At 72.0% G+C, this 20,852-nt stretch carries 15 protein-coding genes and 1 pseudogene; 10 read left to right on the top strand and 6 right to left on the bottom strand.

Features of this window, described 5'->3' with window-relative positions:
- Positions 1-187: 187 nt before the first annotated feature.
- Positions 188-943, bottom strand: coding sequence for a TIGR03089 family protein (locus OG975_RS19295; RefSeq protein WP_406330521.1), 756 nt, complete (start codon positions 941-943; stop codon positions 188-190).
- A gap of 111 nt (positions 944-1,054) precedes the next feature.
- Between OG975_RS19295 and OG975_RS19290 the strand changes: the two genes are divergently transcribed.
- Entirely contained in the window at positions 1,055-2,446 is a 1,392-nt protein-coding gene (locus tag OG975_RS19290; RefSeq protein WP_406336340.1) for a peptidoglycan recognition protein, read from the top strand.
- 161 nt (positions 2,447-2,607) lie between these two features.
- Positions 2,608-3,690 (top strand): sugar phosphate nucleotidyltransferase, encoded by a 1,083-nt coding sequence (locus OG975_RS19285; protein WP_406330520.1) that lies wholly within the window; start codon positions 2,608-2,610, stop codon positions 3,688-3,690.
- A 209-nt stretch (positions 3,691-3,899) separates the two neighbouring features.
- On the opposite strand, the gene OG975_RS19280 is transcribed toward OG975_RS19285, so the two are convergent.
- The 4 genes from OG975_RS19280 to OG975_RS19265 all read right to left on the bottom strand — a co-directional run bounded on the left by OG975_RS19280 (position 3,900) and on the right by OG975_RS19265 (position 7,908).
- The gene (locus OG975_RS19280; RefSeq protein WP_406330519.1) at positions 3,900-4,901 is read right to left on the bottom strand and encodes a DNA-3-methyladenine glycosylase family protein; all 1,002 of its coding nucleotides are present in this window, start codon (positions 4,899-4,901) and stop codon (positions 3,900-3,902) included.
- Between the two features lie 129 nt (positions 4,902-5,030).
- A complete protein-coding gene (locus tag OG975_RS19275; RefSeq protein ID WP_406330518.1) occupies positions 5,031-6,353 on the bottom strand; it encodes a coenzyme F420-0:L-glutamate ligase in 1,323 nt (440 codons plus the stop codon).
- Complete coding sequence (gene cofD / locus OG975_RS19270; protein ID WP_406330517.1) at positions 6,350-7,345, bottom strand: 2-phospho-L-lactate transferase; 996 nt, start codon at positions 7,343-7,345, stop codon at positions 6,350-6,352. The genes OG975_RS19275 and cofD overlap by 4 nt, the downstream gene beginning before the upstream one ends.
- Positions 7,346-7,419: 74 nt before the next feature.
- Complete coding sequence (locus OG975_RS19265; protein ID WP_406330516.1) at positions 7,420-7,908, bottom strand: cysteine dioxygenase; 489 nt, start codon at positions 7,906-7,908, stop codon at positions 7,420-7,422.
- A gap of 711 nt (positions 7,909-8,619) precedes the next feature.
- Here OG975_RS19265 and OG975_RS19260 point away from each other — a divergent pair.
- The 3 genes from OG975_RS19260 (at position 8,620) to OG975_RS19250 (ending at position 14,308) form a co-directional block, all read left to right on the top strand.
- Positions 8,620-8,883: a WhiB family transcriptional regulator gene (locus OG975_RS19260; protein WP_003975777.1), complete on the top strand. Its 264-nt coding sequence runs from the start codon at positions 8,620-8,622 to the stop codon at positions 8,881-8,883.
- Positions 8,884-9,122: 239 nt separating this feature from the next.
- Positions 9,123-12,812 (top strand): glycosyltransferase, encoded by a 3,690-nt coding sequence (locus OG975_RS19255; RefSeq protein WP_406330515.1) that lies wholly within the window; start codon positions 9,123-9,125, stop codon positions 12,810-12,812.
- Positions 12,809-14,308 carry a DUF5719 family protein gene (locus tag OG975_RS19250; RefSeq protein WP_406330514.1) on the top strand — a complete coding sequence of 500 codons (1,500 nt, stop codon included), beginning with the start codon at positions 12,809-12,811 and terminating at the stop codon, positions 14,306-14,308. Before OG975_RS19255 ends, OG975_RS19250 begins: the two co-directional genes overlap by 4 nt.
- 123 nt (positions 14,309-14,431) lie before the next feature.
- Here OG975_RS19250 and OG975_RS19245 read toward each other — a convergent pair whose 3' ends face one another.
- Positions 14,432-14,881, bottom strand: coding sequence for a metallopeptidase family protein (locus OG975_RS19245; RefSeq protein WP_406336338.1), 450 nt, complete (start codon positions 14,879-14,881; stop codon positions 14,432-14,434).
- 272 nt (positions 14,882-15,153) lie between these two features.
- Between OG975_RS19245 and OG975_RS19240 the strand changes: the two genes are divergently transcribed.
- The 5 genes and pseudogenes from OG975_RS19240 (at position 15,154) to OG975_RS19220 (ending at position 20,811) form a co-directional block, all read left to right on the top strand.
- Positions 15,154-15,636 carry a DUF3499 domain-containing protein gene (locus OG975_RS19240; RefSeq protein ID WP_406330513.1) on the top strand — a complete coding sequence of 161 codons (483 nt, stop codon included), beginning with the start codon at positions 15,154-15,156 and terminating at the stop codon, positions 15,634-15,636.
- A gap of 262 nt (positions 15,637-15,898) precedes the next feature.
- Positions 15,899-17,568: pseudogene (locus OG975_RS19235) on the top strand (L-lactate permease).
- 136 nt (positions 17,569-17,704) lie between these two features.
- Positions 17,705-19,069, top strand: a complete 1,365-nt coding sequence (locus tag OG975_RS19230) for a phosphomannomutase/phosphoglucomutase (protein ID WP_406330511.1) — start codon at positions 17,705-17,707, stop codon at positions 19,067-19,069.
- Positions 19,070-19,432: 363 nt separating this feature from the next.
- Positions 19,433-19,603 (top strand): Trm112 family protein, encoded by a 171-nt coding sequence (locus OG975_RS19225; protein ID WP_242765862.1) that lies wholly within the window; start codon positions 19,433-19,435, stop codon positions 19,601-19,603.
- An 80-nt stretch (positions 19,604-19,683) separates the two neighbouring features.
- Complete coding sequence (locus tag OG975_RS19220; protein WP_406330509.1) at positions 19,684-20,811, top strand: SIS domain-containing protein; 1,128 nt, start codon at positions 19,684-19,686, stop codon at positions 20,809-20,811.
- Positions 20,812-20,852: the final 41 nt, after the last annotated feature.

Raw genomic sequence — 20,852 nt, 5'->3', positions numbered from 1 at the left:
ACGAGTCCGGGCGTACGAGCGTGCTGCGGTGCTCTTACGACCATGGCCCGGGGTGGGGGTGGGGGCGGGGCGCTGATAGGCCGAACGGATGACTCCGGGTGCGGGAAGGCGCCCCTTCAGGGGCGCGGGGAACTGCGCGACAAGCCCCCACCGGCCCGCGGCCGACAAACAACCCCCAAGGGCTCCCTCAGCGAGCCGTCGCAGTCACCCGCTCACTCTCCACCCGCTTGGCCACAGCATCCTCCCCGAGCTGATCCAAATGGCGGCACAGCACCACGGACCCTCCGGTGGCGAGCGGCGCGTACAACCCGGCGCTGAGCCCCTCCCAGGTGTCATAGGGGAGCGCCGACAGAATCCGGGACCCCGGCCCCGTGAGATCGAACCCGGGGGCGTCAGCCCGAGCCCGCTCGACAACCTCGGCCCCCGTGTACTCGGCTCCGGCGACGATCAGCGCCGGCTCCTCCGGGTCCACCGGTGCGTACGGCATGAAGCGGTCACCCTGGCTCGGCACCTCCACGGCGTAATCGGCGAAGCCCTCCGGTGGCTGCGGAAAGCGCCCGCCGAGGGGCCGCAGCGCGAGCGCCACCCGCTCCCCGGAGCACGCGCGGGCCGCATCCAGCGTGTCCGGTCCGCTCACCACGAGGTCCGCGGCGGCGGGATCGCCCCCGACATCGGCGATGACCCCGACCGAGGAGCACGCGAGGAGCCACGCCGCCGTCTGCCAGTGCGCGGGCAGCAGCAGCGCGACCCGTTCGCCGGGCTCGGCGGACAGCTCGTTCTGGAGCAGATTGGCGGTCTTGGCCACCCAATTGGCGAAGGTGGCCACGGACAATTCGACACGTTCGCCCGTGGCGTCGTCGTAGAAGGTCACCAGGGGGCGCGCGGGGTCCGCGGCGAGCGCGGATCGCAGCAGGTCGGCGGGGGTGCGGTCGGTGGCGTTCACGCGCGCAAGCGTACGCGGGGGCGGCGCGCGGGACCGGCCGCCCGCGCCACCGGTTCGGACGAGCGCCCCCCGACGGTCCGTCAATTCCCCGATGGACAGATATGTATGACTATGTCCACGATCGGGGGCATGCGCGGATTCCTTGCTTCCTCGGTCGGCGTCACCTGCGCGGCCGCACTCGCCCTTCCACTGGCCCTGACCGCCCCGGCGCAGGCAGAGCCCCCGGCGGGGACGTCCGAGCCGGCCGTCCCCGGCAGCACCCAGTCCCTGCCGCTCGCCCCGCTCTCCGGCGAGCGCTCTCTCGGCTCCGCAGCGCCCGAACAGGGGCTCACGCGACGGGACGTACGGCCGTTCTCCCTGGTCGGCGTCGTCTGGGACAACCCGGACACTGAGCTGTACGGACGCGTCCAGGTCCGTACCCGTACGGTCGCGAACGGCGACTGGTCCGGCTGGCAGGACGTCGAGACGCACAACCACGAGCACGCGGCCGACCCGGACACCGCCGAGGGCGAATCGGGCCGGGTACGCGGCTCCACGGCGCCCCTGTGGGTGGGGAACTCGGACGGCGTCGAAGTGCGCGTCCAGGCGGAGGAGGACGAACGGGCGACGGCTCCGGGCGACTCACCGCTCCCCACGGGGCTCCACCTCGAACTCGTCGACCCCGGCGCGGACGCCCCACCCGCGGGCGCACCGGCGGGCGACCCGCGCCTGAGCGCTCACGAGAGCGCCGGCATGGACGACGCGCGCCACGGCGCACTCTCCCCCCAGGCCGCCGCCACGTCCGCCGTCAACGCCGATCTCGCGCCCCTCGGCGCGCTGGAGATCCCCGCGCTCTCCCAGGAGGAGACGGAGCGCGAATTCCTCGCCGCACGCCGGGGCGAGCAGCGCGCGAAGCCGTACATCGGCGCACGCCCGCGCATCATCACGCGCCGCGGCTGGGGCGCGAACGAGAACCTGCGCGAGCGCGGCTTCGTCTACACGAAGAAGGTCAAGGCCGCCTTCGTCCACCACACGGCCTCGGGCAACAACTACAGCTGCTCCCAAGCCCCTTCGGTCATCCGCAGTATCTACCGCTACCACGTGGTGAGCAGCGGCTGGCGCGACATCGGCTACAACTTCCTCGTCGACAAGTGCGGAAACATCTACGAGGGGCGCGCCGGGGGTGTGGCGAAGGCCGTCAGGGGCGCCCACACTCTCGGTTTCAACACCAACAGCATGGGGATCGCCGTTCTCGGCAGCTTCGGCAAAACGAAGCCGTCGAGCTCCGCGGTCCAAGCCATCGCGCGTCTCACGGCCTGGAAACTCGGCCTCTACGGAGCGAATCCGCGTGGCAAGACATACCTGACGTCGGGCGGTGGCAATCTCTACCAAAAGGGAAAGAGCGTGCGACTGAATGTGATCTCCGGCCATCGGGACGGATTCGCGACGGAGTGCCCAGGAAGGCTCCTGTACGGCAAGCTCGGTTCGGCCCGCAAAACGGCGGCGCGCTACCAGGGACGGTAGGGCGTCCGACCCAGCGGGAGAACGGGGCCGACAGAACCACCGGTCGTCAGAGGGTCATCGAAGGACACCGCACGCCCGTCGAAGGCGCCATCGAACAGTCTGCATACACTGGCCGGCCGAAACACAGTTCGGCCGGTCCCGGCAGGAAGCAGAGACGACAGGTGACAGAAGCGATCCTCCTGGTCGGCGGCAGAGGCACCCGGCTGCGTCCGCTCACGGTGCACACTCCCAAGCCGATGGTTCCGGCGGCCGGGGTCCCCTTCCTCACACACCAGCTGGCGCGGGCGAGGGCGGCGGGCGTCGAGCACATCGTCCTGGCGACCTCCTACCTGGCCGAGGTCTTCGAGCCGTACTTCGGCGACGGCTCCTCCCTGGGCCTCCACCTCGAGTACGTCACCGAGGAAGAGCCCCTCGGCACGGGCGGCGCCATCCGCAACGTGGCGTCCCGGCTCCACTCGGGCCCCGACGACCCGGTACTGATCTTCAACGGTGACATTCTCACGGGCCTGGACATCCCGGCCCTGGTCCGCACCCACGAGACGACCGGCGCGGACGTCTCCCTCCACCTCACCCGTGTCGAGGACCCGCGCGCGTACGGCCTGGTCCCCACGGATGCCACCGGCCGCGTCACGGCCTTCCTGGAGAAGCCCCAGACCCCCGAGGAGATCGTCACCGACCAGATCAACGCGGGGGCGTACGTCTTCCGCCGCGCGGTCATCGACACGATCCCCGAGGGCCGCCCCGTCTCGGTCGAACGCGAGACCTTCCCCGAGCTGCTGGCCACCGGAGCCCACCTCCAGGGCATGGTGGACTCCACCTACTGGCTGGACCTGGGCACCCCGCAGGCTTTCGTCCGCGGCTCCGCGGACCTCGTCCTCGGCCGCGCCCCGTCCCCGGCCGTCCCCGGCCGCTGCGGCGACCGCCTGATCCTGCCCACGGCCACGGTCGCTCCCGACGCCAAACTCACCGGCGGCACGGTGGTGGGCGACGGCGCCCGCGTCGGCGAGGGCGCCCGCATCACCGGCAGCACGATCCTCTCGGGCGCGGTGATCGCCCCCGGCGCCGTCATCACCGACTCCCTCATCGGCGCCCGCGCCCACATCGGCGAACGCACCGTCCTCACCAACACGGTCATCGGCGATGGCGCGACCGTCGGCCCCGACAACGAACTCCGCGAGGGCGTACGCGTCTGGTGCGACGCCCACATCCCAGCGGCCTCACTCCGCTTCTCCTCGGACCAGTAACCCTCCGCGGGGGCTCCGCGGTGGGTGGGGGCTGGTCCAAAAGATTGCGCAGTTCCCCGCGCCCCTTAAGGGGCGCGGGGAACTGCGCGAACAACCCCCACTGGCCCGCAGACGACTTTCAGGGGCGCGGGGAACGGCGCAATCTTTGAGGGGGGTCTGGGGGCGCAGCCCCCAGGAAGGGATGGGACGGGTAGGGGCGGCGGGGGCGATCACAACCGCCCGATATCCCCGCGTGGCATCTTCGGCACACGCCGCGGCGGCGTCCGCCCCGACAGCAGAATGAGCCGAGCCGCCCGATGCCGCTGCCCCGCATACGGCTCGAGCAGCGAGAGCATCACAGAGTCATCCGCATCCCGGTCATCCGCCAGGGCATACCCCACGATGCCGGGAAGATGAAGATCCCCCACGGTCACCGCATCCGCGGCCCCATGACTCCGCTGCACAACCTCCGCAGAGGTCCAGGGCCCCACCCCGGACACCAACTCAAGCCGAGCCTGAGCCCGCACAGGATCGAACGACACCGCCTCCTCAAGCCGCGCAGCAACCCGCACAGCCCGAAGCACCGTGGAAGCCCTCTTGTTGTCGACCCCGGCCCGATGCCACTCCCAGGACGGGATCAACGCCCACGTCCGCGGCGCCGGCATGACGTACATCCGCTCCGGCGCGGGCCCCGGCGCAGGCTCCCCGAACTTCCGCACGAGCAACCGCCACGCCCGATAAGCCTCGTCCGTGGTCACCTTCTGCTCCAGCACGGACGGAATCAGCGACTCCAGCACGAGCCCGGTACGCGTCAGCCGCAGCCCCGGCCGCCGATGCCGCGTGAGAGCGACCAGCCGGTGCCGCGGCTCGAAGGCGTCCGGATCGTCCGCCGCCCCGAGCAGTTCGGGAAGCCGGTCGAGCAGCCACTCGGCCCCCGGCCCCCACGCCTCGCCCTGAACCACCCCGCCCCGCACCACGACCCGCAGGGTCCCGGGCCCGCCGGGCGTAAGGCTGGCCCGCCACACGGCCCCGTCCGCCGTCGCCCGGAACGTCGGATCGCCCGGCCCACGCCGCAGCGGCCCGAGCACGAGCCCGAGATCGAGCGGTCCGGCCGGTGTCCACGTACGACTGAGCCCGGCCACGGGCGCCTGCCGAGGCACCCCGCCAGGCACGACGACATGCCCGCCGCGCACGGTGGTACGCGTCGGCCGAGGAGCGAAACGTCCAGCCACGAATGAGGTCCTACACGAATGAGGTCCTGATGGAGGTCGAGGTCCCAGGGACGCCCATGGAGGTCCCAGGGATGCTCAGGGTGCCTTACGAGAGTAGGCGCTGCGGATGCCCCGTAGGCGTCGGACGCCTCAGCGCACCTCGATGAACGCCCCCGCGTCCCGCTCCGGCCGAGCCCTCGGCGCCTCCGCCGCATGCCCCACGGCCACGGCCCCCATCGGATCCCATCCCTCCGGAAGCCCCAGCACTTCCCGTACGACATCCCGGCAGAACATCGTCGACGACACCCACGCGGACCCGAGCCGCTCCCCGGCCAGCGCGACCAGGAAGTTCTGCACCCCCGCCCCGGCGGCGACCACGAACATCTCGCGCTCGGCCCCGTCCCGCCGTACGTCGCCGTACGTATGGGACCCGTCCATGACCAGGCACGGCACCACGAGGTACGGCGCGTTGCGCAGCACGTCCCCCCGTCGCACCCGCTTGGCGATGGACTCCTCGCTCTTCTCATCCCCCCGCAGATCCGCGATCCACGCGTCCCGCATGGCGTCCAGCAGCCGCGTCCGGGACTCCTGCGACTCAAGGAGGACGAACCGCCAGGGAGTGGTGTGATGCGGCGCCGGAGCGGTCACCGCCGCGGCGACCGCACGCCGTACGGCACCGGGGTCGACGGGCTCGTCGGTGAACGCCCGTACGGTACGCCGCTGGGTCACCGCCTCCCGTACGGCTTCCGAGGTGCCCAGCCGGAACATGTCGTCGTGCGCGCCGCGCACCATCGCCCTCGCCCCCTCGCCGTCGTCCTCGGCCACCACGTGCGGCAGCCCGCGCACGACGGCGACGGGCAGCCCGGAGGCCTTGCCCTTGACCAGGTCACCGGCGGAGGCGAGCTCGTCGGCGGTGGCGACGACGGTCGCGCTCAGCGGATTGCCGTACGCGTCCGTGCCGCCGCGCAGATCGTCGAGTACGTGTACGCCCGCGGCGCCGATGGCGACATCGGTGAGCCCGGTGCGCCAGGGCCGCCCGAAGGTGTCGGTGATCACGACACCGACCTCGACCCCGAGTGTGTCCCGCAGCCCTTCCCGAATCGCCCGCGCCGACGCGTCGGGGTCCTCGGGCAGCAACAGCACGGTCCCGGCGGGGGTGTTGGAGGCATCGACACCGGCGGCGGCCATGACGAGCCCCTGCCGGTTCTCGACGATCCGCAGGGTCCCGCGCCGCGCCACGACCCGTACGGTCTCGGCGTCTATGGCGGCCTCACGGTCGACGGCCTCGACGATCCGCCCCTCCGCCTTGGACACGATCTTGGAGGTGACGAGGAGTACGTCCCCGTCGACGAGCCCGGGCTCGGTCGCGGCGATGAGCTTCGCGAGGTCGTCGCCCTGACGCACCTCGGGAAGCCCGTCCAGCGCCCAGACCCGATAGCCCGTGGCACCGCCCTGTCCGCCCTGTCCGCTCAAGACGCCCGTACCTCCTCCGCCAGTGCCAGCGCCTCACGCGCCATCTGCGCCGTCGCGTCGAGGTCGGACATCATCAGGGGCACGGCCCGGCACCGGATTCCGGCCGCCTCCACACGCTCCACTGCGGAGGCGTCCACCGTGTCGACGAGCCAGCCGTCGAGGAGCCCCGAGCCGTAGTGCTCGGCGACCGCCGCGGCCGTGGACTCGACGCCCACCGCGGCGAGCACCTTGTCGGCCATGCCGCGCACCGGCGCGTCCCCGACGATGGGGGAGAGGCCGACCACGGGCACGCCCGCCTCGGCGATGGCCTCGCGAATGCCGGGCACGGCGAGGATGGTGCCGACGGACACGACGGGGTTGGACGGCGGGAAGAGCACGACGTCCGCCTCGGCGATGGCTTCGAGCACCCCGGGCGCGGGCTTGGCCTGCTCGGCGCCGACCGGCACGATCGCCTCGGCCGGCACGGAGGCCCGCAGCCGCACCCAGTACTCCTGGAAGTGGACGACCTTGCGCTCGCCGGAGCCGGAGCCGGAGCCGGAGCCGGAGTCGTCGGCGGGCAGTGTGACGGCGACATGCGTCTCGACGCGGTCGTCGGACATGGGGATGAGCCGGACGCCCGGCTTCCACCGGTCGCACAGCGCCTCGGTGACGGCGCTGAGCGGATAGCCCGCGCCCAGCATCTGTGTCCGCACGATGTGCGTCGCGAAGTCGCGGTCGCCGAGCCCGAACCACGCAGGCCCGACCCCGTACGCCGCGAGCTCCTCCTTCAGATGGAAGGTCTCCTCGGCCCGACCCCAGCCCTGCTCCTCGTTGATGCCGCCGCCGAGCGTGTACATCACCGTGTCGAGGTCCGGGCAGACCTTCAGCCCGAAGAGGTGGATGTCGTCGCCGGTGTTGCCGATGACCGTGATGTCCGCGTCCGGCACGGCCCGCTGGAGACCACGCAGGAACCGGGCACCACCGATACCGCCTGCCAGAACCACAATGCGCATGAGACTCAGTCTTGCAGGCGGGTACGACAACGCGTCACGCGGTTACGAGACCCGGCGGTCACGGGACCGGGCGGTCAGGAGACCTCGGCGACGGCGCACCGCGCGGCGTGCATCGGCATCTCGGTAAGACCCGGGTAATAAACGTGCAGGCTCACGGCCGGTTCGAGGGAGTCGTTGACGACTTCGTGGATGTAGCGGGGCGCGAACACCCGCTGCGATCCGGCGCTCAACGCGCGCGTGCCGCGCTCCGTGCGCTCGGTCAGCGCGCCGTCCAGGACCGTCAGTACGCCGGAGGAGCCGCCGTGGTCGTGCAGCCCGCTGCCCTGCCCGGGCACCCAGGAGAGCAGCCACACCTCGTAGCCGGGGCCGGTGCTCAGCCGGTGGTACCAGCGCGAGGTCGCGTCGTACTGGACGAGGTGCTCCCACTGGGAGCGGTCGGCGGCGATGGAGCGGGCGAGGCCGACGAACTCGGCCACGGTGCCGGGGTGCTCGCGCGGCGGCTGGAGCAGGTGCGGTACTTCGAGGATGTCGCCGGCGATCTGGAGGTCGTTGTCGCTGTTCATGGGGTGCGGTGGTTCCTCGGCGGGAGAGTGCTGGGGTGTCGCGGACCATTTCCGTCCGGGTCACGGACGGGAGGGGTTGCCCTGGTGCGGGCGTTCGCCCTGGAAGGGGGCGGGGATTCGCCTCAGTGGCGGCGAGGCAGCCGGAGCGCGGTAAGGCTCAACAGCTGGAACAGCAACAACAGCTACAGCGAGCGCGGGCAGCACCGTGGGACCCGGCGGTGCGGGTCGAGGCGAGCGCCAAGTTCGCGAGCATGCCCATAAGGTCCCCGGTTCACACTCCCACTGTCAACTTCATGTCCGCCATGTGGGAGATGTTTCACCTCATCCGGTTCATCTGGCAGGCGAAAGGTTTGTTCAGGAGCCGCCCCGGACACATGGCGCACAACCGGGCGCACAAACCTCACTGCGACCCCGTGATCGAAATGTGATCCGGTTCGCTTCAGGGTCCGCGTCGGAACGAGATCGAACTCCTGGGCGTCCTCCCCTGTGAAGGGGCCGGGCGTCCGACCGGGACCCCCTTGGGCTGTCAGGGTTTATGCCGATTTGAACACTTTCCGCATAGCCTTGGTTCCGCAGAGTGAATAAGGGACCCAATAGCAGATCTCGGCTTGACTGGCCCGGATCGGCACACTTGTAATTTCACTCGTGTCGTTCAGCCGAAATCGGTAACGGCAGCATCACGGGGACGCGAAAGACAGACGAGGGGCGCACATGACCGAGCTGGTGCAGCAACTGCTGGTCGACGACGCGGACGAGGAACTCGGCTGGCAGGAGCGCGCGCTGTGCGCCCAGACCGACCCCGAGTCCTTCTTCCCCGAGAAGGGCGGATCCACCCGCGAGGCCAAGAAGGTCTGCCTCGCCTGTGAGGTCCGCTCCGAGTGCCTCGAATACGCGCTCGCCAACGACGAGCGGTTCGGCATCTGGGGTGGTCTGTCCGAGCGTGAGCGGCGTCGCCTGAAGAAGGCAGCCGTCTGAAAGAAGCGGTACGGAGCAGTACAGAGCGGTACTGAGAACAGTCGTACGCGCGCGTGTGTGCCCCTGACCAAACGGCACACACTCCTACGTAACGAACGGCCCGTCGCAGGTGGGTTATCCACAGGCGGCGGGCCGCCGTCTTGCCCAGCCGTTAGTGTGGGCCCTCGTCCGAGACGTCCCGCTGTCCCCGCCGGACACAGACGTCCACCGCAGTCCATCGAACCGGGGCCCGTACCTCGATGTCCGTGCACAGCCATTCGGCAGCCCATCAAGACGCCGCCGCCACCCCTGAGTTCCCGCGCCACGTGGTGACCGCGGTGCTCGTCTCCCACGACGGCGCCCGCTGGCTGCCCGAGGCGCTCGCCGGGCTGCTCGGCCAGGAGCGCCCCGTGCAGAACGCGGTGGCGGCCGACACCGGCAGCGCGGACGACTCCGCCCAGCTGCTCACCGACGCCCTCGGCGCCGACCGTGTGCTGCATCTCGCCCGCCGCACCGGTTTCGGCCAGGCCGTCGAAGAGGCCACCCGCAGCGCCAGTGTGCTCACCCCGGACGACCTGCCCTACCTGAAGCGCCCCAGCGGCTGGGACCCCGTCACGCGCACGTGGCGCGACGACGCGTACGACATGCCGGACCTCCCGCACGGCGAGCCCGAGCAGTGGCTGTGGCTGCTGCACGACGACAGCGCCCCCGAGCCGGACGCCCTGGCACAGATGCTGCGGGTCGTGGAGAACGAGCGGGAGCTCGGCCAGGACGTCGCCGTCGTAGGCCCCAAGCTCCGCGGCTGGTACGACCGCCGTCAGCTGCTCGAAGTCGGCGTCACCATCGCCAACTCCGGCCGCCGCTGGACGGGTCTGGACCGCCGCGAACAGGACCAGGGCCAGCACGACCACGTCCACCCCGTGCTGTCCGTCTCCACCGCCGGAATGCTGATCCGGCGCGATGTCTTCGAGGAACTCGGCGGCTTCGACCGCCGACTGCCGCTGATGCGCGACGACGTCGACCTGTGCTGGCGCGCCCAGACCGCGGGCCACCGCGTCCTCGTCGCCCCCGAAGCGGTCGTACGGCACGCCGAGGCGGCCTCCCGCGAGCGCCGCACCGTCGACTGCGTGGGCCGCACCTCCGCCTCCCCGCACAAGGTCGACAAGGCGGGCGCCGTCTACACCCTCCTCGTCAACGCCCGTACCGCGCAGCTGCCCTGGATCCTGATCCGCCTGGTCCTCGGCACCCTGCTGCGCACGGTCGCGTATCTCGTCGGCAAGGTCCCCGGACAGGCGGTCGACGAGATCCGCGGTCTCCTGGGCACCCTGCTGCGCCCGGAGCGGATCATCGCGGGCCGCCGCAGGCGCGGCCGGCCCCAGGTCGACAAGGGCGAGCTGCGGGCACTGTTCCCGCCGCCCGGCGCGACCGTGCGGGCCACCGTCGAACAGGTCGCGAGCAACCTCGGGGGCAGCTCCGACCCCGAGGCCACGACCGGTGCCGGACGGCACGGCAGCGCGGTCGAGTCCGGACCGGGCGGCGACGACGCGGACTTCCTGGAGATCGAGCAGTTCGCGCGGCTCAAGCGGGTCGCCCGCAACCCCGGTCCGATGCTCTTCCTGGTCCTGCTGTTCGTCTCGCTCCTGGCCTGCCGCCAACTGCTCGGCAGCGGGGCGCTCGCGGGCGGCGCGCTGCTGCCCGCGCCCGCGGACTCCTCCGAGCTGTGGTCGCGCTACCTCGACGGCTGGCATCCGGTGGGCGCGGGCGGCACCCAGTCCGCGCCGCCCTACCTCGCGCTCGTCGCGCTGCTGTCCTCGCTGCTCCTCGGCTCCACCGGGCTCGCGGTCACCGTGCTCCTGGTGGCCTCCGTGCCGCTCGCCGGTTTCGCCGCGTACTTCGCCTCGCGCCCCCTCGTCGAGTCGCGCCTGCTGCGCGCCTGGGCGTCCGTGGCGTACGCCTTCCTGCCCGCCGCCACCGGCGCGCTCGCGGGCGGCCGTATCGGCACCGCCGTCCTCGCGATCCTGCTGCCGCTCATCGCGCGCGCGGGCATGGCCGCGAGCGGGCTGACGCACTCCTCCGGGGCGCGCGGCAGCTGGCGCGCCACCTGGGCGTACGCCCTGCTGCTGACGTTCACCACGGCGTTCACGCCGATCGTGTGGTCCATCGCGCTGGTCCTTGGCATCGCACTCCTCGTAGTGCGCAGGAACGAGATCGTCGCCTACGGGCTGCGTTTCCTGGCCCAGCTCGGCACCCCGCTGCTGATCCTCGCCCCCTGGTCGCTGACGCTGCTCCCGTTCGGCTTCTTCAAGGAAGCCGGTCTGGAGTACGGCGACAGCGCGGCCTCCGCGCTCGACCTGCTCGGCGCCAGTCCGGGCGGCCCCGGGACCGTCAGCGGGCTGATGCTGTTCGGCATCGTGCTGGCCGCGCTGGCTGCCCTGCTGCGCGGCGGGCGACAGCAGTCGGTGTGGGTCGCCTGGGCTGCCGCCCTGGTCGCGCTCGTCTTCGCCGTGCTGTCCAACAGCTCCACCTGGGCCGGGCCCGCGACCCTCGTCTACGGCCTCGCGCTCCTTGCCGCCGCGGCGGTCGGCGCCGACGGGGCACGCGCGCGCGTGGCCGAGCAGAGCTTCGGCTGGCGCCAGCCGGTGGCCGCGCTCATCGCCTTCGCCTGCGCGGCGGGGCCGCTGCTCGTCGCCGCCGGGTGGATCATCGGGGGCGCCGACGGGCCCGTGGAGCGCCGCGACCCGGTGCAGGTGCCCGCGTTCGTCGCCGAGGAGAGCGGCACGCGCGACCAGGCCCGCACCCTCGTCCTCGACAGCCGCTCGGCCGCCAAGGTCGGCTACACCCTCGTGCGCGGCTCCGGCGCCCGCCTCGGCGACGCCGAACTCGCGGCGGCGGACGGCGCGAACAAGAAGCTCGACAAGGTCGTCGCCAACCTCGTGGCCGGCTCCGGCGCCGACCAGGCCGACGAACTCGGCGGCTTCGCCGTGCGCTACGTCCTCGTCCGCAAGGGCGCGCCCCGCGAGATGAGCCGCGTCCTGGACGCCACGCCGGGCCTGACCCGGCTCAGCCAGCAGGACGGCAGCGCCCTGTGGCGCGTCGACCGGCAGGTCTCGCGCGCCGCGATCGTCCCCAAGTCCGGCGACGCGACGTCCATCGCGGCCGGACCCGTCGAGCTGCACACGACCATCCCCGCCGGAGCCGACGGCCGCGTCCTGCGCCTCGCAGACACGGCCAACGAGGGCTGGACGGCGACCCTGGACGGAAAGCCGCTCACCCGCACCACGGTCGACGGCTGGGCGCAGGGCTTCGAACTGCCCACCACCGGCGGCACGTTGGACGTCACCTTCGACGCTCCGGTGAGCCACACCGCCTGGCTTTGGGCGCAGGGCGCGCTCGCCGTCGTCCTCGTGGTGCTCGCCCTGCCCGGGCGGCGCCGGGACGTCGACGACGACCTCCCCGAGGAGCAGGCCGTCCCCGCCCAGGACGTCACGGGCGAGGGCCGGCGCGCCCGCCGTCTGCGAGCCCAGGCCGAGGCGGAGGCCGAGCAGGCCGCCGAGAACGCCGAAGACGCCGAAGAGGCAGACACCCTTCCTCCTCCGGAGGAGGAGGAAGTCCCGGCCGCCGTCCCGCAACAGCAGGCGTACGGCGAGTGGGACACACCGAGCTACGCGGGCGCCGACTACGGCACCTACGGCGGCGAGCAGTACCAGGGCCAGCAGCAGTACCCGGCGGGCACCTACGAACAGCCGTACCAGGCAGACCCCTACCAGAGCGGCCAGTACGACCCGTACGCCTACGGGGGCACGACGTCGTACGACCAGACGTACGGCGGCCAGGGCTACGACACGGCGGGCCAGGGCTACGACCCGGCGTACGACCCGGCGCAGCCCCCGATGCCCGCGCAGCCGCCGCACGGCACCGACAGTGAGCGCCCCGACGGGAGCCAGCAGTGAACCGCACCACCCTGTCCCTGATCGCCGGCGCGACCGCGCTCGCCGCCGTCACCGGCTTCGCCGCGCTCAGCGCACCGGCCGCCTCCGGCGACGCGAGCACCGCCAGGACGGCCGCCCAACTGCCCGTGGAGCGCACCAGCCTGCTCTGCCCGCAGCCCAGCACCTCCGACATCGCCGAGACCGCGTACACGTCCTTCACGCCCGTCTCGAAGGGCACCGGTGACAGCGGCAAGGCCGAACTCCAGTCGGCTACCGAGGAGTCGGCGGACGCGGCCGGCGGCAAGAAGAGCGGCAAGAGTGCCGACAAGCCGGTCGTGACACTCAAGGAGCCCGGCAAGCCGGCCACCGGCGACAGCTCGGGTGCCGAGGCGCCCGCCCTCGTCGGCACCGCCGAGGGCAGGTTCGCGCCGGGCTGGACCGTCCAGGAGACCACCGAGGTCGCCGCGGGCACCGGACGCGGTCTGCTCGGCACCAACTGCACCGCCCCGGACACCGAGTTCTGGTTCCCGGGCGCCAGCACCGCCGCCGACCGCACCGACTACGTGCACCTGACCAATCCCGACGACTCGGCCGCCGTCGTCGACATCGAGCTGTACGGCAAGGACGGCGCCCTCAAGTCCACGGTGGGCGACGGAATCACGGTCCAGCCCCACGCCAGCGAGCCGATCCTGCTGAACACGCTCACCGACGACGCGCAGACCAACCTCACCGTGCACGTGACGGTCCGCAGCGGCCGTGTCGGAGCCACCGTGCAGGCCCTGGACGACAAGCTCGGCGGCGACTGGCTGGCCGCCTCCACCGACCCCGCGGGCAGCCTCGTCCTGCCGGGCATCCCCAAGGACGCCACATCCGTGCGCCTGGTCGCCTTCGTGCCCGGCGACACCGACGCCGACCTGAAGGTGCGCCTCGCCACCCCTTCGGGGCTGATCACACCCGCGGGGCACGAGACGCTGCACGTGAAGGCCGGCATGACCGCCGCGATCGACCTCGGTGACGTCACACGGGGCGAAGCGGGCTCCCTGGTGCTGACGCCGACCGGCACGTCGGTTCCGGTCGTCGCCGCCCTGCGGGTCGTGCGCGGCACGGGCGGCAAGCAGGAGACCGCTTTCATCCCCGCCACCGGCCAGGTCGGCACGCGCGCGACGGTCGCGGACAACCGCTCCAAGGGCTCCACGCTCGCCCTGGCCGCCCCCGGCCGCGCCGCTCAGGTCAAGGTCACCGCGTCCGCGGGCAGCGAGGGCGGTACGGCCGTGACGAAGACGTTCACGATCAAGGCCGGCACGACCCAGAACGTCGAGGCACCGGTCCCGGCCGGCCTCAAGGGGACGTACGCGCTCACGGTCGAACCGGTCTCCGGAGGCCCCGTCTACGCCTCCCGGATGCTCGCCGTCACCGAGGAGGGCGTCCCCGGCTTCACGGTCCAGACCCTCCCGGACGACCGGGGAACGGTCGCGGTACCGGCGGCCGATCAGGATCTCTCGGTGCTGCTGAAGTAGGGCGGGCCGGGGAAAACGGACTCCACGCGCGCGTGCGGGGTGCTGCGATAGTTCTCGCCCCGCACGCGTGCGTGCCGTGAAGTCTTAGTACTCGTACGGGTGTCAGTTCGCCCAGTACGGGTGTCAGTCCTCGCCGTACCGCGGATCCACCGTCTCCGGTGTCAGCCCCAGCAGTTCCGCGACCTGCTCCACGACGACCTCGTGCACCAGGGCGGCGCGCTCGTCGCGGCCCTTGGTGCGGATCTCGACCGGGCGGCGGTAGACGACCACCCGCGCGGGGTGGCCCTCGTGTGCCGGAATCGTGCCGCCCAGAGGCACCGCCTCGTCGCTCCAGCCGTCGCCGGAGCCTTCCAGGCGGGGCACTTCGAGGACCAGGAAGTCGATGTCGGCGAGCTGCGGCCAGCGCCGCTCCAGCCGCTCCACGGAGTCCTGCACCAGGTCCGCGAACACCTCGGCGCGGCTCGCGGCGAGCGGCACCTGGGGTGGCGCGACGGGGCCACGCATGCCCCTGCCATGGCGGTCACGACGGCGGGGCCCGGGTGCGGCGGCGCGGGGCGGTACGGGGTTGTCCATCACTGACGCAGCGTAGTCCCAGGAAGGCCCGTGTGCCCGACCCCCACGCGGCTGCCCGCGGACGGTGGGCGGACCGTGGGCGGAGTGGGGCGCGAAGTCCGGTGATCATGCCGGATGTCGCTCGATGACCATTCCGGCCAAGGTTGGGCTCGATTCCGTATCCCTCCAAGACCGTCGCTCACAGGGCAATTGACATGGTTTGCACCAAGTGGTGACCGGATTCAGGTCTGTTCGGCATCCCGTCACGTGATGTCGCCCCAGGTCAGGGCTGGATGTGCGGAGGTCCGTGTGGGCCGTCTCACAGCACGACACGGTGGGGTGACCTGGGGGAGAGTCGTCGCGGCCCGCTCAAGAGTGCGGTACCGTCCAACGTCGTGAGCCCTGTACGTCGCTGTTCGCGAACCGCTTGCGGCCGTCCCGCCGTCGCGACGCTGACGTACGTCTACGCCGACTCGACCGCGGTCCTCGGCCCGCTCGCCACCTACGCCGAACCCCACTGCTACGACCTGTGCGCCGAGCACTCCGAGCGCCTCACCGCGCCGCGCGGCTGGGAGGTCGTCCGGCTCGCCGACTCCTCCGGTCCCTCGCGTCCCAGTGGCGACGATCTGGAAGCGCTTGCCAACGCGGTGCGCGAGGCGGCACGTCCGCAGCGGCGCGCCGCGGGGGCCGGTGGCGGCGTGAGCGCGCGCTCGGCGGACCCGATGGAGGTCGCGCGCCGCGGCCACCTGCGGGTGCTGCGCTCGCCGGACAACTGAGAGCCCCTCGCTTCTCCGCGCGCCCTTTCTGCACGCCCCTCTTCCCTTTGTGCGCCTCTTCCTTCCGGGTGTTCCCCGTACCGGCGTGCGCCCCTTCTCCGTGCGCCCTTCGTCCCCGCGTGCGCCTCTGCCCTGTACGCCCGCCTGTACGCCCGATCTCGCTGGCTGACGCACACCCATTGACGTGAAGTTGTCGCGGACACGACCATTCCGTTTGCCGTGAGAAATCGCTTTCCGCATCACGGAATCCGGGGAGGCGCTCGTGTACGTCCAGGAACTGGAACCCGTCGCCGACTCGCTCGGCCTGTCCGCCCTCGTCGCCGTCCTGCCCCTGGCCGTCGTGCTGGTCCTGCTCGGCGGCGTCCGCATGAAGGCGCACCGGGCCGGGCTCATCGGCCTTCTGGCGGCCTCCCTGGTCGCCTGGCTCGCGTACGGCATGCCGGTCGGTCAGACGCTCTCCAGCGCAGCCCAGGGCGCCGTTTTCGGCCTCTTCCCCATCCTGTGGATCGTCGTCAACGCCCTGTGGGTGTACCGGATGACCGTCCGCACCCGGCACTTCGACATCCTGCGCCGCTCGTTCGGGCGGCTGTCCGACGACCCACGCATCCAGGCGCTCGTGGTCGCCTTCTGCTTCGGCGCGCTCCTGGAAGCCCTCGCGGGCTTCGGGGCGCCCGTCGCGATCTGCTCGGTGATGCTGGTCGCGCTCGGCTTCGACCCGGTGCGCGCGGCGGTGGTCGCGCTGGTCGCCAACACCGCGCCGGTCGCGTTCGGCGCGATGGGCACACCGGTCGTGACGCTCGCCCAAGTCACCGGCCTGCCACTGGATTCCGTCGCCTCCGTAGTGGGCCGTCAGACCCCGCTGCTGGCCCTCGTCGTGCCCCTGCTGCTGGTCGGTCTGGTCGACGGCCGGCGCAATCAGAAGGGGCCGCGCGAAGCGCGTCGTTGAGGGGCGGTGGTCGGGCGACGGGTGGGAGCGAGACCTGGGTGCCCGCCCTGGCGTGCGGAGTCGCCTTCGCCGCCGCCCAGTTCGCCGCCTCGAACTACGTCTCCGCGCAACTCGCCGACATCGGCGCCTCCTTGGCGGGCGCGGCCGCCCTGATCGCCGTACCGCACGCACGCGTGCCCGCCACCGAGTCCGTACGAGCGGCGGTCCTGACCGGCGTACGCAGCGAGGACCTGGACGAGGAGGACCCGCGCGCCGAAGTCGCGCGGGCCTACGCCCCCTACGCGCTGATCGTCGCCATCTTCTCGATCGCGCAGATCCCGGCAGTGAAGGACTGGCTGGCGCAGGCGACCAGGACGTACGACTGGCCCTTCCTGGACGTCGTCAACCCGGACGGGAAGCCGGTCGGCGGGAACGTCTTCACCTGGCCGATCGTGTCGACCGGCGGCACCCTCGTGCTGCTCGCCGGACTGTGCACGGCCGCCGTACTCGGGGTGCACGCGCGCGTGGCCGTCAGGGAATGGGCGGCGACGGTCCACGAGTTGAGGTTCGCCATCCTCACCGTGACGTCCGTGCTGGCCCTCGCCTACGTCATGAACCTCTCCGGACAGGCCGCCACGATCGGCCACTTCGTGGCGGCGGCCGGCGCCGGGCTCGCCTTCCTGTCACCCGTTCTGGGCTGGTTCGGGGTGGCCGTCTCCGGCTCCGACACCTCGGCGAACGCCCTTTTCGGTGCCCTCCAGGTGAGCGCGGCCCGTGAGTCGGGGCTGTCTCCCGAACTGCTCGCCGCCGCCAACAGTTCGGGCGGTGTGCTCGGCAAGATGATCTCGCCGCAGAACCTGACCATCGCGTGCGCGGCGGTCGGGCTCGCGGGCCGCGAGGGCGACCTGCTGCGCAAGGTGCTGCCGTGGAGCGCCGGGCTGCTGCTGATCATGTGCCTGATCGTGGTGGGACAGAGTTCACCGGTGCTCGCTTGGATGCTCCCCTGAGACGGGCGGGTTTCCCCCAGGTGACGGACACAGGTGCGCAGGTCACGGATGCGCGTCCACTCAGCGGCCGCACACCGGAGTGTCAGCCGGGGCGGGTAGTTTGGGGCGACCGATGTGGACTTCTGGAGGGTTGGCCGTGACTGCTGATCTGTCGCAGCTCGTGAAGGCGTACGACGTACGAGGTGTGGTCCCGGACCAGTGGGACGAGCCCATGGCCGAGCTGTTCGGCGCGGCCTTCGTCCAGGTGACCGGAGCGGACGCGATCGTGATCGGGCATGACATGCGCCCCTCGTCGCCCGGCCTGTCCCGTGCCTTCGCGCGTGGAGCGGTGGCCCGTGGTGTCGACGTGACCGAGATCGGCCTGTGCTCGACGGACCAGCTGTACTACGCGTCGGGCGCGTTCGATCTCCCGGGCGCCATGTTCACGGCCTCGCACAACCCCGCCCAGTACAACGGCATCAAGATGTGCCGGGCGGGCGCCGCCCCGGTCGGCCAGGACACCGGCCTCTCCGAGATCCGCGAACTCGTCGAGTCCTGGCTCGACTCGGGCGCCCCGGCCTTCGACGCGACGCCGGGAACGATCACGCAGCGGGACACGTTGGAGGATTACGCGGCGCACCTCCGCGCACTCGTCGACCTGACCTCGATCCGCCCCCTGAAGGTCGTGGTCGACGCGGGCAACGGCATGGGCGGACACACGGTCCCCACCGTCTTCGCCGGCCTGCCCCTGGACCTCGTCCCGATGTACTTCGAGCTGGACGGCACGTTCCCCAACCACGAGGCCAACCCGCTCGACCCGGCGAACATCGTGGACCTCCAGAAGCGCGTGCCCGAGGAGGGCGCCGACCTCGGCATCGCCTTCGACGGCGACGCGGACCGCTGCTTCGTCGTCGACCAGCACGGCGACCCGGTCTCCCCGTCCGCGATCACTGCCCTGGTCGCCTCCCGCGAGCTGGCGAAGAACGGCGGCAAGGGCACGGTCATCCACAACCTGATCACCTCCTGGTCGGTCCCGGAGGTCGTCCGCGAGCAGGGCGGCACCCCGGTCCGCACCCGCGTCGGCCACTCCTTCATCAAGGCCGAGATGGCCCGCTCCGGCGCGATCTTCGGCGGCGAGCACTCCGCGCACTACTACTTCCGTGACTTCTGGAACGCCGACACGGGCATGCTGGCCGCCCTGCACGTCCTCGCCGCTCTCGGCGGCCAGGACGGCCCGCTCTCCCAGCTCGTCGCCGAGTACGACCGCTACGTCGGCTCCGGCGAGATCAACTCCACCGTCGACGACCAGGCCGGCCGCCTCGCCGCCATCAAGGCCGCGTACCAGGGCCGCGACGGCATCGCCCTCGACGAACTCGACGGCCTCACCGTCACCGCCGCCGACTGGTGGTTCAACGTCCGCCCCTCCAACACCGAGCCCCTCCTCCGCCTCAACGCCGAAGCCAGGGACGAGCCGACAATGGCGAAGATCCGCGACGAGGTACTGGCAACCATCCGAGCCTGAGACCGCACGGGGCGCGTTTCTCGCCCCCGCCGCCCCTACCCGTCCCATCCCTGGGGGCTGCGCCCCCAGACACCCCTAAAAGATCGCGCCGTTCCCCGCGCCCCTGAACGACGTCTGCGGGCCGGTGGGGGTTGCTCGCGCAGTTCCCCGCGCCCCTAAAAACACCCCGGCCCGCCCCGGGTTCATTTAAGGGGCGCGGGGAACTGCGCAATCTTTTAGCCCAGCCCACACCCACCCGCAGCCAAAGAACAACCCCCACGCACCCCCCAACCCCACCCCACAAGCCAGCGCCGCGCCCCGACACCCAGGCCCCCACAGCGGTACCCTGACCAGGCCGCATCCACCCGTTCGAAAGGACACCCCATGCCGCTCGAAGCCGGCCTCCTGGAGATCCTCGCCTGCCCGGCCTGTCACGCCCCGCTCAAGGAGCAGGACACCGAGCTGATCTGCACGGGAGCAGACTGCGGCCTCGCCTACCCCGTCCGGGACGGCATCCCCGTACTCCTCGTCGACGAGGCCCGCCGCCCCGCGTGAGCGACCCCTCGGCGACACACGCGTAACGACACACGCGTCAGCGCGAAAGCGACCCCCGGCGATCGGAGGCTCCCGACCCCATGCTCGACGAATCGCTGCTCGACGACCCCGACGCACTCACCCGCGCCGACCGCCGCGCGCTACTCCGCGGTGCCGCCGAGGCCGGCGCCCGGGTCCGCACCGCGGTCCGGCACGCCACCGAGGCCGGAATCCCCGAGCTGAAGCCGGACGGCCGCCCGCGCGCCGTCCTGATCGCGGGCCCCGGCATGGCCGCCACCGGCGTCGCCGAACTGCTCGGCACCCTCGCCGGAGCGAGCTGCCCCCTCACTCGGCTCACCCCCGCCGGGGTCGCCCCCGCCGCGGGCGCCCTACGCTGGGAGCTGCCCGGCTGGGCGGGCCCCGTAGACCTCCTCCTGGTCGCCACGCCCGACGGCAGCGAACCGGGACTCGAACTGCTGATCGAGTCGGCTTACCGTCGCGGCTCCACCGTCGCCGCGGTGGCCCCGGCCGGCTCCCCCCTCGCCGAGTGGGTGGACGGCGCGCACGGCCTCTTCGTACCGATGGCGACCGCCCCCTACGAGCACGACGAACCCCTGGCCGCCTCCGCGCCCGGCGTCCTGTGGGCGCTGCTCACCCCGCTGCTCGCCCTCCTTGACCGCACCGGCCTGGTCTCGGCCCCGCCCGAGGCTCTCCAGAAGGTCGCCGACCGCCTCGACCACATCGCCGAGCGCTGCGGTCCGGCCATCGCGACCTACAGCAACCCCGCCAAGACGCTCGCCGTCGAGCTGGCCGAGGCGCTCCCCGTGATCTGGACGGAGGGCACCTCCGCGGGCCCCGCGGGCCGCCGTTTCACCGCCGCGCTCGCCGAGCTCGCGGGCCGCCCCGCGCTCACCGCCGAACTCCCCGAGGCGCTCGCCTCGCACAGCGTGCTGCTCGCGGGCGCACTCGCCGCCGGTGCCGACCCCGACGACTTCTTCCGCGACCGCGTCACGGAGGCACAGGCCCTGCACGCGCGCGTGGTGCTGCTCCGCGACCGCCCGATCGGCGGAATCAGCGCGGCGCCCGGCGCCCGCGAACTCGCCCTCAGCCACGACACCGCGATCAGCGAACTCGAACCCGAGGAGGGCGGCGAGCTGGAGACCCTCGCCGAACTGATCGCCATCACGGATTTCGCCGCCGTTTACCTGGCGCTTGCTTCGGGCGCCTGATCTTGACTCCGACACCCTGACCTTCGTACGCGGAGGAAGGC

Origin of the sequence: Streptomyces sp. NBC_00203, assembly GCF_045206325.1 — a bacterium.
Classification (GTDB): Bacteria; Actinomycetota; Actinomycetes; order Streptomycetales; family Streptomycetaceae; genus Streptomyces; species Streptomyces lutosisoli.
The sequence above is the reverse complement of the archived record's forward strand: the minus strand, read 5'-3'. Positions and strand labels throughout refer to the sequence as shown.

Coding starts and splice junctions, on each gene's coding strand:
- OG975_RS19290 (WP_406336340.1), top strand. CDS start 1,055: ATGTCCACGATCGGGGGCATGCGCGGATTCCTTGCTTCCTCGGTCGGC.
- cofD (WP_406330517.1), bottom strand. CDS start 7,345: ATGCGCATTGTGGTTCTGGCAGGCGGTATCGGTGGTGCCCGGTTCCTG.
- OG975_RS19265 (WP_406330516.1), bottom strand. CDS start 7,908: ATGAACAGCGACAACGACCTCCAGATCGCCGGCGACATCCTCGAAGTA.
- OG975_RS19260 (WP_003975777.1), top strand. CDS start 8,620: ATGACCGAGCTGGTGCAGCAACTGCTGGTCGACGACGCGGACGAGGAA.
- OG975_RS19255 (WP_406330515.1), top strand. CDS start 9,123: ATGTCCGTGCACAGCCATTCGGCAGCCCATCAAGACGCCGCCGCCACC.
- OG975_RS19245 (WP_406336338.1), bottom strand. CDS start 14,881: ATGGACAACCCCGTACCGCCCCGCGCCGCCGCACCCGGGCCCCGCCGT.
- OG975_RS19240 (WP_406330513.1), top strand. CDS start 15,154: ATGTGCGGAGGTCCGTGTGGGCCGTCTCACAGCACGACACGGTGGGGT.
- OG975_RS19225 (WP_242765862.1), top strand. CDS start 19,433: ATGCCGCTCGAAGCCGGCCTCCTGGAGATCCTCGCCTGCCCGGCCTGT.
- OG975_RS19220 (WP_406330509.1), top strand. CDS start 19,684: ATGCTCGACGAATCGCTGCTCGACGACCCCGACGCACTCACCCGCGCC.